The organism is Streptomyces sp. NPDC058877, assembly GCF_042742855.1.
Classification (GTDB): domain Bacteria; phylum Actinomycetota; class Actinomycetes; order Streptomycetales; family Streptomycetaceae; genus Streptomyces.
This window is the reverse complement of record NZ_JBHYMF010000037.1, coordinates 12,204-26,975: the sequence shown is the minus strand read 5'-3', so window position 1 is coordinate 26,975 and position 14,772 is coordinate 12,204. Positions and strand designations below refer to the sequence as shown.

13 protein-coding genes are annotated in these 14,772 nt (G+C 72.5%); 10 read left to right on the top strand and 3 right to left on the bottom strand.

The features are described 5' to 3' along the window. Nucleotides 1-141: 141 nt before the first annotated feature. The 7 genes from ACFW2Y_RS11870 (at nt 142) to ACFW2Y_RS11840 (ending at nt 7,774) form a co-directional block, all read left to right on the top strand. Complete coding sequence (locus ACFW2Y_RS11870) at nt 142-1,392, top strand: prenyltransferase/squalene oxidase repeat-containing protein (protein WP_384876773.1); 1,251 nt, start codon at nt 142-144, stop codon at nt 1,390-1,392. Beyond that, nucleotides 1,389-2,096: an SCO2322 family protein gene (locus ACFW2Y_RS11865; RefSeq protein WP_384876771.1), complete on the top strand. Its 708-nt coding sequence runs from the start codon at nt 1,389-1,391 to the stop codon at nt 2,094-2,096. Before ACFW2Y_RS11870 ends, ACFW2Y_RS11865 begins: the two co-directional genes overlap by 4 nt. Next, nucleotides 2,093-3,217 (top strand): energy-coupling factor transporter transmembrane protein EcfT, encoded by a 1,125-nt coding sequence (locus ACFW2Y_RS11860; protein WP_384876770.1) that lies wholly within the window; start codon nt 2,093-2,095, stop codon nt 3,215-3,217. The genes ACFW2Y_RS11865 and ACFW2Y_RS11860 overlap by 4 nt, the downstream gene beginning before the upstream one ends. Beyond that, on the top strand, nt 3,214-4,926 hold the full coding sequence (locus ACFW2Y_RS11855; protein WP_384876768.1) for an ABC transporter ATP-binding protein: 1,713 nt from the start codon (nt 3,214-3,216) through the stop codon (nt 4,924-4,926). The genes ACFW2Y_RS11860 and ACFW2Y_RS11855 overlap by 4 nt, the downstream gene beginning before the upstream one ends. Continuing rightward, entirely contained in the window at nt 4,923-5,798 is an 876-nt protein-coding gene (locus tag ACFW2Y_RS11850) for an ECF transporter S component (protein WP_384876766.1), read from the top strand. The genes ACFW2Y_RS11855 and ACFW2Y_RS11850 overlap by 4 nt, the downstream gene beginning before the upstream one ends. A 284-nt stretch (nt 5,799-6,082) precedes the next feature. Further along, nucleotides 6,083-6,484 (top strand): transglycosylase SLT domain-containing protein, encoded by a 402-nt coding sequence (locus ACFW2Y_RS11845; protein WP_384876764.1) that lies wholly within the window; start codon nt 6,083-6,085, stop codon nt 6,482-6,484. Between the two features lie 171 nt (nt 6,485-6,655). Beyond that, a complete protein-coding gene (locus ACFW2Y_RS11840) occupies nt 6,656-7,774 on the top strand; it encodes an NAD(P)H-dependent flavin oxidoreductase (RefSeq protein ID WP_384876762.1) in 1,119 nt (372 codons plus the stop codon). Here the strand turns inward: ACFW2Y_RS11840 and ACFW2Y_RS11835 are convergent. After that, nucleotides 7,758-8,927 (bottom strand): steroid 3-ketoacyl-CoA thiolase, encoded by a 1,170-nt coding sequence (locus ACFW2Y_RS11835; RefSeq protein WP_384876760.1) that lies wholly within the window; start codon nt 8,925-8,927, stop codon nt 7,758-7,760. The genes ACFW2Y_RS11840 and ACFW2Y_RS11835 overlap by 17 nt on opposite strands. 228 nt (nt 8,928-9,155) lie before the next feature. On the opposite strand from ACFW2Y_RS11835, the gene ACFW2Y_RS11830 reads away from it, so the two are divergent. After that, nucleotides 9,156-10,433, top strand: coding sequence for a cytochrome P450 (locus ACFW2Y_RS11830; protein WP_384876758.1), 1,278 nt, complete (start codon nt 9,156-9,158; stop codon nt 10,431-10,433). 116 nt (nt 10,434-10,549) lie between these two features. Then, nucleotides 10,550-11,218: an O-methyltransferase gene (locus tag ACFW2Y_RS11825; protein ID WP_384876756.1), complete on the top strand. Its 669-nt coding sequence runs from the start codon at nt 10,550-10,552 to the stop codon at nt 11,216-11,218. A 225-nt stretch (nt 11,219-11,443) separates the two neighbouring features. Here ACFW2Y_RS11825 and htpG read toward each other — a convergent pair whose 3' ends face one another. Continuing rightward, nucleotides 11,444-13,363: a molecular chaperone HtpG gene (htpG, locus tag ACFW2Y_RS11820; RefSeq protein ID WP_384876754.1), complete on the bottom strand. Its 1,920-nt coding sequence runs from the start codon at nt 13,361-13,363 to the stop codon at nt 11,444-11,446. A gap of 129 nt (nt 13,364-13,492) precedes the next feature. After that, the gene (locus ACFW2Y_RS11815) at nt 13,493-14,143 is read right to left on the bottom strand and encodes a type III effector protein (RefSeq protein ID WP_384876752.1); all 651 of its coding nucleotides are present in this window, start codon (nt 14,141-14,143) and stop codon (nt 13,493-13,495) included. A 127-nt stretch (nt 14,144-14,270) separates the two neighbouring features. Here ACFW2Y_RS11815 and ACFW2Y_RS11810 point away from each other — a divergent pair, with 127 nt between their 5' ends. After that, the gene (locus ACFW2Y_RS11810) at nt 14,271-14,702 is read left to right on the top strand and encodes an Hsp20/alpha crystallin family protein (protein WP_384876750.1); all 432 of its coding nucleotides are present in this window, start codon (nt 14,271-14,273) and stop codon (nt 14,700-14,702) included. Nucleotides 14,703-14,772 lie beyond the last annotated feature (70 nt).

Genomic DNA, 14,772 nt, shown 5'->3' with positions numbered 1-14,772 from the left:
CCCCCATCCGTGAGCCGCTCCGCCGGAGCGGCGAGTCGGAACGCCCCGCCCGGGACGTGACCGCCGGCACCGTCGAGGAACACGGAGCCGGAGCCTGGTGCCCCCGAAGCGTGCCGGAGCCCGGCCGCAGGAGAGGGACCCATGAACACCGTCCGTCGCGGCGCCGCCGCGCTCGCCGCCGCCGCCATCGTGCTCGGCACCGCAGCAGCCGGCGCGGCCTCCGCCGCACCGTCGCCGTCCTCCTCCGCCGTCACGGTCCCGCCCGGCCTGTACGGCACGAAGGACCCGACGTACGACGGCGTCTGGCGCCAGTCGCTCGCCTTCCTCGCCCAGCGCAGCACCGGCTACCAGCCCGCGGACCAGTCCGTGGACTGGCTGCTCGGCCAGCAGTGCGCCGACGGCTCCTTCCCCTCGTACCGCGCGGACGCCACCCAGCCGTGTGACGCCCAGCTGATGCGGGACACCAACGCCACCGCCGTCGCCGTCCAGGCGCTCCGCGCCGTGCGCGGCAAGGCGGCCTCCCCGGAGAAGGTCGACACGGCCGTCAAGACCGGTTCCGCCTGGCTGCGGACCGTGCAGAACGAGGACGGCGGCTGGGGGTACGGCGCCGGCAGCGCCAGCGACGCCAACTCCACCTCCGTCGTCATCGGCGCCCTCGCGGCGATCGGCGTGCGGCCCGGCTCGTTCACCTCCGCCGAGGGCCGCACCCCGTACGACGCGCTCCTCACCTTCGCCCTGCCCTGCTCGGCCGGGGAGGGCGCCGGGGCGTTCGCGTACCAGCCGGACAAGACCGGCACGCTCCTCGCCAACGCCGATGCGACCGCGGCGGCCACCCTCGCCGGGCTCGGCAAGAGCGTCGTCGCCACCAAGGCCTCCCCCGAGCAGCCGCCGACCTGCACCGACCCGTCGGAGCCGTCCGTCGAGCGGGCCGCCCTGAACGGCGCCTCCTATCTCGCACGGGCCCTCGCGAAGACCGGCCACCTCACCCTGCCGCCGATGCCCGGCGCCACCGACACCACCGAGCAGCCCGACATCGGCAACACCGCCGACGCCGTGATCGCGCTGGCCGCCGCCGGCGCTTCGCAGGCGGCCGGGCCGGCCCTGGAGTGGCTGGAGAAGAACTCCGCCGCCTGGGCCGAGGAGAGCGGTCCCGCCGCGTACGCCCAGCTGGTCCTGGCGGCCCGCGCGACGGACACCGACCCGCGCGAGTTCGGCATGGTGGACCTGGTCGAGCGGCTCAACGCCAGCGGCCCCGCGCCCAAGGCCCCGGACACCTCCGCCGCCTCCGCCGGTGACGAGGAGGAATCGGGCTTCGACGTCTGGTGGATCATCGGCATCGGCATGGTCGTCGGCGTCGGCATCGGCTTCCTCGTGAGCGGCCGCAAGAAGTGAGCGCACGGACGGGGGCGTCCCCGGCCCGAAGGCGGTCCCGGGCGGGTGGCAGGGCGGCGGCGACCGGCGGGGCCCTGCTGGTGCTCGCCGGGTTCGCGGCGGCCCCGGCGCAGGCGGCCGGCTACCGCTACTGGTCGTTCTGGGAGAGCGACGGCGGGAGGCCCTGGACGTACGCCACCCAGGGCCCGGCAACCGCCCGGCCCGCCGACGGCGACGCCATCGGCTTCCGCTTCGCCGTCAGCAACGGCACGGAGGACACCTCCCTGCCCTCCGCCGCCCCCGACTTCACGGCGATCTGCGGGGACACGGCGCCGGAGGACGGCAGCAAGCGGATCGCGGTCGTCGTCGACTTCGGCGGTCCGCAGGACGCGCCGTCCGGCGAAGGCCCGCCGGAGGAACCGGTCCGGGTCGGCTGTGCACGGGTCCGCGAGGACGCGACGGGCGCGGAGGCGCTGGCCGCGGTGGTGAAGCCGCTGCGGTACGACGGCTCGGCCATGCTGTGCGGAATCGCCGGCTACCCGGCGCGGGGCTGCGGCGAGCAGGTGGCGGAGGACGCCACGGCTCCGGTCGCGCCCAGCGCACCGGCCCCGTCGAACGCCTCCGAGGGGACCGGCGGCGGCCCGTCGTTCGGCGTGCTCGCCGGCGGGGCGGCCGTGCTGCTCCTCGGCGGGGCGGCGGTCTGGAAGGCCCGTCGGCGCGGATGAGTGCGGCCCGCGGCCCCAGCGCCTTCACGGCCCCCGAGGCGAACCGGGCCAACGCCCTGCACGCGGGCGCCTGGTGGCTGTGGGCGCTCGGCCTGGCCGTTGCCGCCTCCCGGACCACGAACCCGCTGCTGCTCGGCCTGCTCATCGGGGTGTCCGGTTACGTCGTGGCGGCCCGTCGCACCGACGCGCCCTGGGCCCGCTCGTACGGCGCGTTCGTGAAGCTGGGGCTGTTCGTCGTCGCCCTGCGGGTGGTCTTCTCGCTGTTGTTGGGCTCCCCCGTGCCCGGTGTGCACGTCCTGGTCACGCTGCCCGAAGCACCCCTGCCCGACTGGGCACAGGGGGTGCGGATCGGGGGCCGGGTGACGGCCGAGCAGGTGGTGTTCGCGCTGTACGACGGCGTGAAGCTGGCGACCCTGTTGATCTGCGTGGGCGCGGCGAACGCCCTCGCCAACCCGTCACGGCTGCTGAAGTCACTGCCGGGGGCGCTCTACGAGGCGGGGGTCGCCGTCGTCGTGGCGATGACCTTCGCCCCCCACATGGTCGCCGACGTGGCGCGGCTGCGGACCGCCCGCCGCCTGCGGGGCCGGCCCACCGGCGGGGTGCGGGCCGTGCTCCAGATCGGCCTGCCGGTCCTGGAGGGGGCGCTGGAGCGGTCGATCGCGGTCGCCGCGTCGATGGACGCACGCGGGTACGGGCGGACCGCCCGGGTCCCGGTCGCCGTGCGGCGCACCACGAACGTCCTGACCCTGGGCGGTCTCCTCGGTGTCTGTGCCGGTTCCTACGGGTTGCTCGCCGCGGAAGGCGCCGGCTACGGCCTTCCGCTGCTCGGCGCCGGGCTGGTCGCCGCGACGGCCGGGCTCCGGCTCGGCGGTCGCCGGACGGTCCGCACCCGCTACCGGCCCGACCGCTGGGGCGTGCGGTCCTGGCTGGTCACGGGCTCCGGGGCGGTGGTCGCCGTCCTGATGATCTGGGCGAACGCCTACGCCCCGGAGGCGCTGCACCCCGGCGTCGTCCCCCTGGTGGCGCCGGAGCTTCCGCTCTGGCCCGCGGCCTCGGTCCTGGTGGGCCTGGTCCCGGCGTTCGTGGCCCCCGCCCCCTCGCGGAAGGAGAAGAACGCGTGATCCGCTTCGAGAACGTCTCGGTGAGGTACCGGGAGGACACCGAGCCGACGCTGCGGAACGTGGACCTCACCGTCCCCGAGGGGGAGCTCGTGCTCCTCGTGGGCCCCTCGGGCGTCGGCAAGTCGACCCTCCTCGGCGCGGTCTCGGGCCTCGTTCCCCACTTCACGGGCGGCACCCTCACCGGACGGGTGACGGTCGACGGCCGGGACACCCGGACCCACCCGCCGCGCGAGCTCGCGGACCTGGTGGGGACGGTGGGTCAGGACCCGTCCGCGCACTTCGTCACCGACACCGTCGAAGACGAGCTCGCCTACGGGATGGAGTCCCTGGGGCTCGCGCCCGGCGTCATGCGGCGGCGGGTCGAGGAGACGCTCGACCTGCTCGGCCTCGCCGAACTCCGGGACCGGCCGATCGCCACGCTCTCCGGCGGCCAGCGCCAACGGGTCGCGATCGGCTCCGTCCTCACCCCGCACCCGAAGGTCCTCGTCCTGGACGAGCCGACGTCCGCGCTGGACCCGTCGGCGGCGGAGGACGTCCTCGCGGTGCTCCAGCGCCTGGTGCAGGACCTCGGCACGACGGTGCTGCTGGCGGAGCACCGCCTGGAACGCGTCGTCCAGTACGCGGACCGGGTCCTGCTCCTGCCGCAGGCCGTGATGGGTCCTCCGGCCGAGATCATGTCCGTCTCTCCGGTACACCCGCCGGTGGTGTCCCTGGGGCGCCTGGCGGGCTGGAGCCCGCTGCCCCTGACGGTCCGGGACGCGCGGCGCAGAGCCGCCCCGCTGAAGGCACGCCTGGAGGGCCGGACCCCCACGGGCCCGTCCTCCCCGCACGCCGGGGCCGGAACCGGGGACGCCTTCCCGGCCCCCGCGACGGCCCCCGCCCCGGCGCGGGGACGCCCGGGGCGGACCGGAAGGGGCTTCCCGTTCCTGCGGCGGCGCGCGGAAGCCGCGATCACGACCGCCCCGCTGCTGCACGCCGAGAGCCTCGGCGTGCGTCGTGGGCGCGTGGAAGCCCTCCGCCGCGTCGACCTGCGGGTCGCCCCGGGTGAGACCGTGGCGCTCATGGGACGGAACGGCGCCGGGAAGTCCACGCTGCTCTCCACCTTCGTGGGCATGATCGAGCCGACGGCCGGCCGGGTCCTGGTCGCCGGGCGGGCGCCGCACCGCACCGCCCCCGGCGAGCTGATCCGCCAGGTCGGCCTGGTGCCGCAGGAGCCGCGCGACCTGCTCTACGCGGACACGGTGGCCGCCGAGTGCACGGCTGCCGACGCGGACGCCGGCATGCCGCCCGGGACCTGTCGGGCGCTGGTGGAGGAGCTGCTGCCGGGGGTGGCGGACGACACCCATCCGCGCGACCTGTCCGAGGGGCAGCGGCTCGCCCTCGCCCTGGCCGTGGTCCTGACCGGCCGCCCGCCGCTGCTCCTGCTGGACGAGCCGACCCGCGGCCTGGACTACGCGGCCAAGGCCCGTCTGGTCGCCCTGCTGCGGGGCCTCGCGACGGACGGGCACGCCATCGTGCTGGCCACCCACGACGTGGAGCTGGCGGCCGAGCTGGCGCACCGGGTGGTGATCCTCGCGGAGGGCGAGGTGGTCGCGGACGGCCCGACGGCGGAGGTGGTGGTGTCCTCGCCGGCGTTCTCACCGCAGGTGGCGAAGATCCTCGCGCCGCAGCCGTGGCTCACGGTCGAGCAGGTGGAGGCGGCCCTGTGAGCACGCCGCGCACGGCCCGCCCCGTCCGCCTCGGCCCCCGTTCGGTCGCCGCGCTCGTCCTCGTCTCCCTCGTCGGGGTCGCCGCCTTCAGCTGGCCGCTGTTCGCGGACGCCGAATCGGCCATGACCTCGCACGCCGGGGACGCACCGTGGCTGTTCGCCGCGCTGCTGCCGCTCCTGGTCGCGGTGGTGGTGGCGACCATCGCGGACTGCGGGATGGACGCGAAGGCGGTGGCGATGTTGGGCGTGCTCGCCGCCGTGGGCGCGGCGCTCCGTCCGCTGGGGGCGGGGACGACCGGCCTGGAGCCGATGTTCTTCCTGATGGTGCTGAGCGGTCGGGTGCTCGGGCCGGGCTTCGGCTTCGTCCTGGGCTCCGTGACGATGTTCGCGTCGGCGCTGCTGACCGGCGGCGTGGGGCCGTGGATGCCGTTCCAGATGCTGTCGATGGGGTGGTTCACGATGGGCGCCGGGCTGTTGCCGGGCGCGGACCGGCTGCGGGGGCGGGGGGAGCTGCTGGTGCTGTCCGCGTACGGGTTCCTGGCGTCCTTCGCGTACGGCACGGTCATGAACCTGCAGGGGTGGGTGCTGCTCCAGGGCCAGGGCAGCGGCATCTCCTTCGTTCCGGGGGCCCCGCTCCACGAGAACCTGGTCCGCTTCTCCGCGTATGTGCTCGCCACTTCCCTCGGCTGGGACCTCGGCCGGGCCGTCCTCACCGTGGTGCTGACCGTGACCGTCGGCGGCACGCTCCTGCGGGCGCTCCGGAGGGCCACGCGACGGGCGAACTTCGAGGCGCAGGTCACGTTCGGGGGGTCGGAAGGGCCGTCTCCGGGTGAGGCGCCCCACAGGACCCACGTCACGTACGAGCCGGAATAGTAGACCGACACAGTAGGTCAAATCACCACAGACTGGTTCATGACCTGCGGAAATCTCCCACACCCGCCACCCCCTCGGGTCGCCCGGGTCCGAACCTCCCTCGTACCGGGGGTCATTGCATCCGCGTTCCGCCCCTGCTTCTCTGGTGGACGTCGCCAGGCAGCCGGCGCTCAGCGCAGCGCCTCGGACAGCCGGTTCCCGCCAGTTCCCGGACCCCCGGGCCCTGGTTCCGGCTTGCCGAAAACGCCCGGCACGCCCCTTGCCCCCGACGTTAGGTCGATGTCTTGATCCGCTCGCTCACCACTCGTGTCTCCGCCCGCAACAAGAAGATCGCCGTTTCCGCAGCCGTGCTGCTGGGTGCGTCGGGTGCGGTGCTGGGCACGACGGGCTCGGCTTCGGCCGCCAGCCCGCAGGAGCTCGCCCGTCAGATCGTCCCCGCTTCGCAGTTCGCTTCGTTCAGCAAGATCGTCGAGCACGAGTCGCACTGGAACCACACCGCGACCAACTCCTCCAGCGGCGCCTACGGCCTGGTCCAGGCCCTGCCGGCCTCCAAGATGGCCTCGGCCGGCGCCGACTGGAAGACCAACCCGGCCACCCAGATCAAGTGGGGCCTCACGTACATGAACGAGCGCTACGGCTCCCCGAACGCCGCCTGGGCGTTCTGGCAGGCCAACGGCTGGTACTGAGCCACCCCCTGCCGCACGCGCACCCGCAAGGCCCCGCCCTCCTCACGGAGGGGCGGGGCCTGCGGCGTTTCCGTCCCGTTTATTTTAGTAGACCGGTCGTCTAGTCTCCTCTAGTGTTCGTGTCATCGGCGGGCCCCACCGGACGGATCCGCCGCGATCCCGGAGGAAGCCTTGTCCCGCTCAGCACGCCCCGCGCCCACCCCGGACACCACCACCCTCCCGCCCGGCCGTTTCGGCGAGCTCGTCGGCACCCCGCTCCCCGTCGTCCAGGGGCCCTTCGGCGGCGGCCTCTCCTCCGTCGAGCTGGCGGCGGCCGTCTCCGAGGGCGGTGGCCTGGGCTCGTACGGGGCGCACATCCACACCCCCGAGGAGATCACCGCGCTCGTCGCCCGGCTGCGCGCCGCGACCGACCGCCCGTTCGCGGTGAACCTGTGGGTGCCGCAGGAAGGCGAGCGGGACGAGCTCCCGGCCGCCGCGCTCGCCGCACACGTCGAACGGCTCCGCCCCTCCTACGAGGACCTGGGAGTGCGCCCGCCCACCGCGGACGACGTCCGCGCGTGGCCCGACTTCGACGCACAGCTGGACGCGCTCGTCGCAGCCGCCCCGCCGGTGATCAGCCTGGTCATGGGACCGCCGCCGGTTCGCCTGGTCACGGAGGCCCGCCGCCGCGGGATCGTGCTGGTCGGCACGGCGACGACGGTGGAGGAGGCAGTGACCCTGGAGGAAGCCGGGGTGGACGCGGTCGTCGCCTCCGGCAGCGACGCGGGCGGCCACCGGGGCGCCTTCCTGCGGCCGGTGCGGGAGTCCCTGGTCGGCACGTTCTCCCTGGTCCCGCAGGTGGCGGACGCGGTGTCGGTGCCGGTGGTCGCGGCCGGCGGGATCGCCGACGGGCGCGGGGTCGCCGCCGCGCTCGCGCTCGGCGCGGACGCCGTGCAGATCGGCACCGGCTTCCTGGCGGCCCGCGAGTCGGGGGCGAGCGCGGTGCACCGGCGGGTCCTGGGCACCCCGGAGGCCCGCACCACGGTGCTCACCCGCCTCTTCTCGGGACGCACCGCACGCGGCATCCCGAACGACTTCGTCCGGGACATGGCGGCCCACGAGGAGCACGTCCCCCCGTACCCCGTACAGAACGCCCTGATGGGCCCGCTGCGGCGGGCCGCGGCCGAGCAGGGCCGGCCCGAGTACGTGAACCTCTGGGCCGGCCAGGCCGCCGCGCTCGCCCAGGAGGCGCCGTCGGCCGCCGCGTACCTCACCGACCTCGTCGAAGGGGCGGTCAGAGCCGCTGGATGATGGTGCCGGTCGCGAGCGCCCCACCCGCACACATCGTGATGAGTGCGAACTCCTTGTCCGTGCGCTCCAGTTCGTGCAGGGCGGTGGTGATGAGACGGGCGCCGGTGGCACCGACGGGGTGACCCAGGGCAATGGCCCCGCCGTTGACGTTGACCTTCTCGAGGTCCTGGTCGAAGACCTGGGCCCAGCTCAACACCACCGAGGCGAAGGCCTCGTTGATCTCGACGAGGTCGATGTCCTTCACACTCATCCCCGCCTTGCCGAGCACCGCACGGGTCGCGTCGACCGGCCCGTCGAGGTGGTAGTGCGGGTCGGCGCCGACGAGCGCCTGGGCGACGATCCGGGCGCGCGGCCTGAGCTTGAGGGCGCGGGCCATCCGCTTGGAGGCCCACATGATCGCGGATGCGCCGTCGGAGATCTGGGAGGAGTTCCCCGCGGTGTGGACGGCGGTGGGCAGGACGGGCTTGAGGCCGGCCAGTCCCTCCATGGTGGTGTCGCGCAGCCCCTCGTCGCGGTCGACGAGCCGCCACATGCCCTGCCCCGCGAGTTGCTCGGCCTCCGTGGTGGGGACCTGGACGGCGAAGGTCTCGCGCTTGAAGCGCTCCTCCGACCAGGCGGTCGCGGCCCGTTCCTGGGAGAGCAGACCGAGGGAGTCCACGCGCTCCCGGCTGAGCCCGCGGCGGCGGGCGATGCGCTCGGCGGCCTCGAACTGGTTGGGCAGGTCGACGTTCCACTCGTCGGGGAAGGGCTTGCCGGGACCGTGCTTGGAACCGGAGCCGAGCGGGACGCGGGACATGGCCTCGACGCCGCAGGAGATGCCGACGTCGATGACGCCCGTCGCCACCATGTTGGCCACCAGATGACTCGCCTGCTGCGAGGAGCCGCACTGGCAGTCGACGGTGGTGGCGGCCGTCTCGTAGGGCAGACCCATGGCGAGCCAGGCGGTGCGGGCCGGATTCATGGACTGCTCACCGGCATGGGTGACCGTGCCGCCGATGATCTGCTCGACGCAGTCGGCGTGGATGCCGGTGCGCCCGAGGAGTTCGCGATAGGTCTCGCCCAGGAGGTAGGCGGGATGGAGGTTGGCGAGTGCGCCTCCGCGCTTGCCGATGGGGGTGCGTACGGCTTCGACGATGACGGGTTCCGCGGCCATGGGCTCGTCCTCTCCTCGACCGATCAGGGCGTCCCGGCACTCCGGTCGGTCGGCGTCACGGGGAACTAGTACGCGTTCTAGTTCTGTATGCAGTCTTATGACTGCTACCGCCGGTACGCAAGGGTCCGGGAAGCAACAGTTCGCGCCCTGCCCCTTGCTACTTGTAGAACTCGTTACTAACTTTCCCGGCAACTTCTGATGAGCCATCAGATATGGAGCGTGTTGCCGATGGCCTGCCCGCATCTCCCCGAGGGTCGCCTCCCCGACGGTCATCTCCCCGAAGGGTTCGACGCCACCGACCCCGATCTGCTGCGCGAGCGCATCCCCTTCCCGGAGTTCGCCCGGCTGCGGCAGACCGCCCCCGTGTGGTGGTGCCCCCAACCGGCCGGCGTCACCGGCTTCGAGGACGGCGGGTACTGGGCCGTCACCCGCCACGCAGACGTCAAGTACGTCTCCACTCACCCCGAGTTGTTCTCCTCGCACGAGAACACCGCGGTCATCCGCTTCAACGAGCACATCACCCGGGACCAGATCGAGGTCCAGAAACTGATCATGCTCAACATGGACCCGCCCGAGCACACCCGGGTCCGCCAGATCGTCCAGCGCGGCTTCACCCCCCGCGCGATCCGGAGCCTGGAGACCGCCCTGCGCGAGCGCGCCCGCGCCATCGTCGACGGGGCGAAGCACGGCACGGACGCCGACGGCACCTTCGACTTCGTCACCCGGGTCGCCGTCGAGCTGCCGCTCCAGGCCATCGCCGAACTCATCGGCGTCCCCCAGGAGGACCGCTCCCGGATCTTCGACTGGTCGAACAAGATGGTGGCCTACGACGACCCCGAGTACGCCATCACCGAAGAGATCGGCGCCGAAGCGGCCATGGAACTCATCGGCTACTCGATGAACATGGCCGCCGCCCGCAAGGAGTGCCCCGCCTCCGACATCGTCAGCCAACTCGTCGCCGCCGAAGGCCAGGGCAACCTCTCCTCCGACGAGTTCGGCTTCTTCGTGCTGCTCCTCGCCGTCGCCGGCAACGAGACCACCCGCAACGCCATCAGCCACGGCATGCACGCCTTCCTCACCCACCCCGAGGAGTGGGAACTCTTCAAGCGGGAGCGCCCGGCGACCGCCGCCGAAGAGATCGTCCGCTGGGCGACCCCCGTCGTCTCCTTCCAGCGGACCGCGACCCAGGACACCGAGCTCGGCGGGCAGAAGATCCGCAAGGGCGACCGGGTCGGCCTCTTCTACTCCTCCGCCAACAACGACCCCGAGGTCTTCACCGACCCCGAACGCTTCGACATCACCCGGGACCCCAACCCCCACCTCGGCTTCGGCGGTGGCGGACCCCACTTCTGCCTGGGCAAATCGCTCGCGATCAAGGAGATCGAGCTGATCTTCCACGCGATCGCCGACGCCCTGCCGGACCTGACCCTGGTGGGAGAACCGCGCCGGCTGAGGGCGGCCTGGCTGAACGGGGTGAAGGAACTCCGGGTCCGCGCCTCGACCTGACCCTTCCCCGGACCGCCGACCGGGGGCGGCCGCCCCGCACCCCGCGGCGGGCCGCCACCGACCTTCCGACGGTCACACCGCCCCCGGACGACCGCGCCCGGTGTACGTTCGTCCGCGTGACGAACTCTCAGTGGACCGCAGTGGACGACTACTTCACCGACACGATCGCCCCCGCGGACGAGGTGCTCACCGCCGTGCTCGACGCCTCCAGGGACGCGGGCCTGCCGGAGATCGCCGTCGCCCCGCACCAGGGCAAGCTGCTCCACCTGCTCGCCGAGATGCAGGGGGCGCACAACATCCTGGAAATCGGGACCCTCGGCGGCTACAGCACCATCTGGCTGGCCCGCGCCCTCCCCGCGACCGGCCGTCTGGTCACCCTGGAGTACGACCCGACCCACGCCGACGTCGCCCGCGCCAACCTCGCCCGCGCCGGCCTCGACAAGCTCGTCGAGGTCCGGACGGGCGCGGCCCTGGACAGCCTGCCGCAGTTGGAGGCGGAGGGCGCGGGCCCCTTCGACCTGGTCTTCATCGACGCCGACAAGGCCAACAACCGCGCCTACGTCGAATGGGCCCTGAAGCTCTCGCGCCCCGGCACGGTGATCATCGTCGACAACGTGGTGCGGGAGGGCAGGGTCGCCACCGCGCACCCGGACGACCCGGCGATCACGGGCACGCGCGACATGTTCGACCTGATCGGCAACGAGCCGCGACTGGACGCGACGGCCCTGCAGACGGTCGGTACGAAGGGCTGGGACGGACTGCTGTTCGCCCGGGTGGTGGACTGAGCGGAGGAGTCTCCTCCCGGTGACGGGGAAGCGGGAGCTCCAGCAGAAAGGACCCGGCGGGCTGCCCCTCGTGGGGGTCCTCGGTGAAGCACGGAGGGCCCGAACCCGAACCGCCTGCTCCGGCGCCCCGCAGGGGGTTCCGGAGCAGGCGGGTTCATGGGGAGCGCGGGGGCGGCGAGGTGGGGGCGGGCCGGGCGCTACGGCTGCGCCGGGCCCGCCCCGTGGTCACAGAGTGCGGGGCAGGCGGTCGGTGAGCAGCCGGGCGAAGCGGGCCGGATCGGGCAGGTCGCCCCCTTCGGCCAGCAGCGCGCTGCCATACACCAGCTCGGCGATCTCCGCCAGTGCGGGGTCGTCGGGGCCTGCGGCGTGCGCCGTGCGCAGGGCGGTGATCAGCGGGTGTGCGGGATTGAGTTCCAGGATCCTCTTGACGGTGGGCAACTGCTGCCCCATCGCCCGGTACATCTTCTCCAGGGTCGGCGTCACGTCGTGGGCGTCGCCGACGATGCATGCCGCCGAGGTCGTCAGGCGTGACGACAGGCGAACCTGCTTGACCTGCTCGGACAAGGTGGTGGTCAGCCACGGCAGCAGGGCGGCGAAGTCCTGCTCTCGCCGGGCCTTCTCCGGGTCGGCTTCCCGGTCGCCGTCAGCGGACTCGTCGAGGTCGACCTGGCCCTTGGCGATGGACTGCAGACGGTGGCCGTCGAAGGCCGGGACCCGGTCCACCCACACCTCGTCGATGGGGTCGGTGAGGATGAGCACCTCGTACCCCTTGGCGGCGAAGGCTTCCATGTGGGGGGAGTTCTCCACCATGGCGCGGGTCTCGCCGGTCAGGTAGTAGACGGCGTCCTGGCCGTCCTTCATCCGTGCGACGTACTCGCGCAGCGTGGTGGTCTTCTCCGGGTCGTGCGTGGAGGCGACCGACACCAGCTCAAGCAGGGCCTCGGTGTTGTCCGTGTCCTCGACCAGGCCTTCCTTGAGCACCCGGCCGAACTGCGTCCACACCTTCGCGTAACGCTCGGCGTCCTTGGACTGCATGTCCTTGAAGGCGCCGAGGACCTTCTTGACCAGACGCCGACGCACGCCGCGGATCTGTCGGTCGTGCTGGAGGATCTCGCGGGAGACGTTCAAGGACAGGTCGTGGGCGTCCACAACACCCTTCACGAAGCGCAGGTAGTGGGGCATGAGCGCTTCGCAGTCGTCCATGATGAACACGCGCTTGACGTACAGCTGCACGCCGGGCTTGGTCTCACGGGAAAACAGGTCGAAGGGTGCCTGCGAGGGGATGAACAGCAGCGCCTCGTACTCGAAGGTGCCTTCGGCGCGCATGTGGATCGTCTCGGCCGGGGGAAGCCAGTCGTGGCTGATCTGCTGGTAGAACTCGTTGTACTCGCCCTCGGTCACCTCGGTGCGCGACCGGGCCCACAGCGCCTTCATCGAGTTGAGCGTGTCGACCTCCCGGACGGTCTCGCCCTCGGCGTCGGTGCGTTCGGTGGCCATCCGGATGGGCCAGCGGATGAAGTCGGAGTAGCGCTTGACGATCTGACGGATCTTCGACTCGGAAAGGTAGTCGGCGAGCCCGTCCTCACTGTCGACGGGCTTGAGGTGCAGGGTGACCGAGGTGCCCACGGGCAGGCCGTCGACGGCATGGATGGTGTAGGTGCCCTCGCCGTCGGACTCCCACTGGACGCCGGAGTCGGTGCCGGCTCGCCGGGTGCGCAGGGTGACCCTGTCGGCGACCATGAACGCCGAATAGAAGCCGACGCCGAACTGCCCGATCAGGCTCTCGGCGGTGGCGGCGTCCTTGGACTCCTTGATCTTCTCCAGCAGGCCGGCGGTGCCGGACTTGGCAATCGTGCCGATCAGCTCCACGAGATCGTCCCGGGTCATGCCGATCCCGTTGTCACGGACGGTCAGCGTGCGGGCGTCCCCGTCGACCTCCAACGAGATCTGCAGGCCGGTGGTGTCGACCTCGGCGAGGCTGGCGTCGGTCAGCGACTCCAGCCTCAACTTGTCCAGGGCGTCTGAGGCATTGGAGATCAGCTCGCGCAGGAAGATGTCCTTGTTCGAGTAGATCGAATGAATCACCAGTCGGAGCAACTGGCGCGTCTCCGCCTGGAATTCCAACGTCTCGGCACTGCTACCCATGGGGGTTCCTTTCTGTGGGAACGTCATGAACGGACTTGGATCATGGCCCCGGCGGGCCGTTGTCCGCCGTCGGCTTCTTCGAGGCGGGGCCGGACCGCACCCGCATGATGCGGCCCTGCGGGGCGGGAGTCAGGCATCGTCGGCGACCGCCGTCGCGCGCCGGCCTTCGAGGGCGTCCAGGGATTCGACGAGGCCGGTGTGGCGCGCATCGAGGTGGGGGCGCATGTCAGCCAGGGGTGCGACGAGCTCGGCGGCGTCGGCAGCGCCGAGAGCGGCGTGCAGGGCGGCCTGGGCCGAGCGCGCTTCGGGCGCGAGGTGGGCGAGCCCGGCGATCTGTCCGGCCAGGCGGCGCAGGTCGGCGGCGTTTCCGCGGGCCCAGGTGGCGGTGGCGCGTTCGGCCGCCCTGGCCTGACGGGTGGCCGTCACGCGCTGCTCGCCGGTGGCGCCGACGGCGCCGGGACGGCCGCGCAGGTACCGGCGTTCGGCGGCCTGGCGGCTGGCCACGCCGAGGGGGCCGGCGAGATCCGCCCAGCTGGCTCCCGCGTCGCGTGCGGTTTCGATCAGGCCGGTCTCCCATCCGGCGAGCTGCTCGCGCACGTGGCGCAGCAGCATCAGCGAGGCCAGCGCCTGCTCGGGTCCGGGGCCGGCGGCGTCGGGCGTCTCGTGCCGGGCATCACGCAGGACGTCGTCGATGGCGGCGAGGGCCGCCGCCGCGGCGAGGAAGGACGCCGGACCGTGGGCGTCGGCGCTGCTCGTGGACGGCTGGTCGGCTGCGGTCACGGGCACCCCCTTCGGGCAGTCATCGGGTCGACGACATCGTGTTTGTCATCCATTGGATGACATGTTACAACGGTGTCAGTGCAGCGCATTGGCAGCAACTGCTCGAACCTGCTGGAGGTGTTTCACGATGTTGATGCGCACTGACCCCTTCCGTGAGCTGGACCGGATGGCGCAGCAGCTGATGGGCCCGGGCACCTGGTCGAAGCCGTCGGTGATGCCGATGGACGCCTACCGCGAGGGCGACGAGTACGTGGTGGCCTTCGACGTCCCCGGGGTGACCGCGGACGCGATCGACATCGACGTCGAGCGCAACATGCTGACCGTCAAGGCCGAGCGCCGGCCGGTGGCGAAGGCAGACGACGTGAAGATGGAGCTGTCCGAGCGGCCCCTGGGGGTCTTCTCCCGCCAGATCGTGCTCGCCGACACCCTGGACACCGAGCACATCCAAGCCGACTACGACGCCGGTGTGCTCACCCTGCGCATCCCGATCGCCGAGCGTGCCAAGCCCCGCAAGATCTCCATCGGCGTCGGCTCCGGCCGCAAGGAGATCTCCGGCTGACGCCGGCCCGGACCGGTGCGGAGGACGGACATCCGCATCTCCCCCCTCCCCGTCCTCCGCACGCCCGTGG

Bases quoted from the DNA above. Each gene is read 5' to 3' on its own strand.
- ACFW2Y_RS11870 (WP_384876773.1), top strand. From the start codon at position 142: ATGAACACCGTCCGTCGCGGCGCCGCCGCGCTCGCCGCCGCCGCCATC.
- ACFW2Y_RS11860 (WP_384876770.1), top strand. From the start codon at position 2,093: ATGAGTGCGGCCCGCGGCCCCAGCGCCTTCACGGCCCCCGAGGCGAAC.
- ACFW2Y_RS11835 (WP_384876760.1), bottom strand. From the start codon at position 8,927: ATGGCCGCGGAACCCGTCATCGTCGAAGCCGTACGCACCCCCATCGGC.
- ACFW2Y_RS11830 (WP_384876758.1), top strand. From the start codon at position 9,156: ATGGCCTGCCCGCATCTCCCCGAGGGTCGCCTCCCCGACGGTCATCTC.
- htpG (WP_384876754.1), bottom strand. From the start codon at position 13,363: ATGGGTAGCAGTGCCGAGACGTTGGAATTCCAGGCGGAGACGCGCCAG.
- ACFW2Y_RS11810 (WP_384876750.1), top strand. From the start codon at position 14,271: ATGTTGATGCGCACTGACCCCTTCCGTGAGCTGGACCGGATGGCGCAG.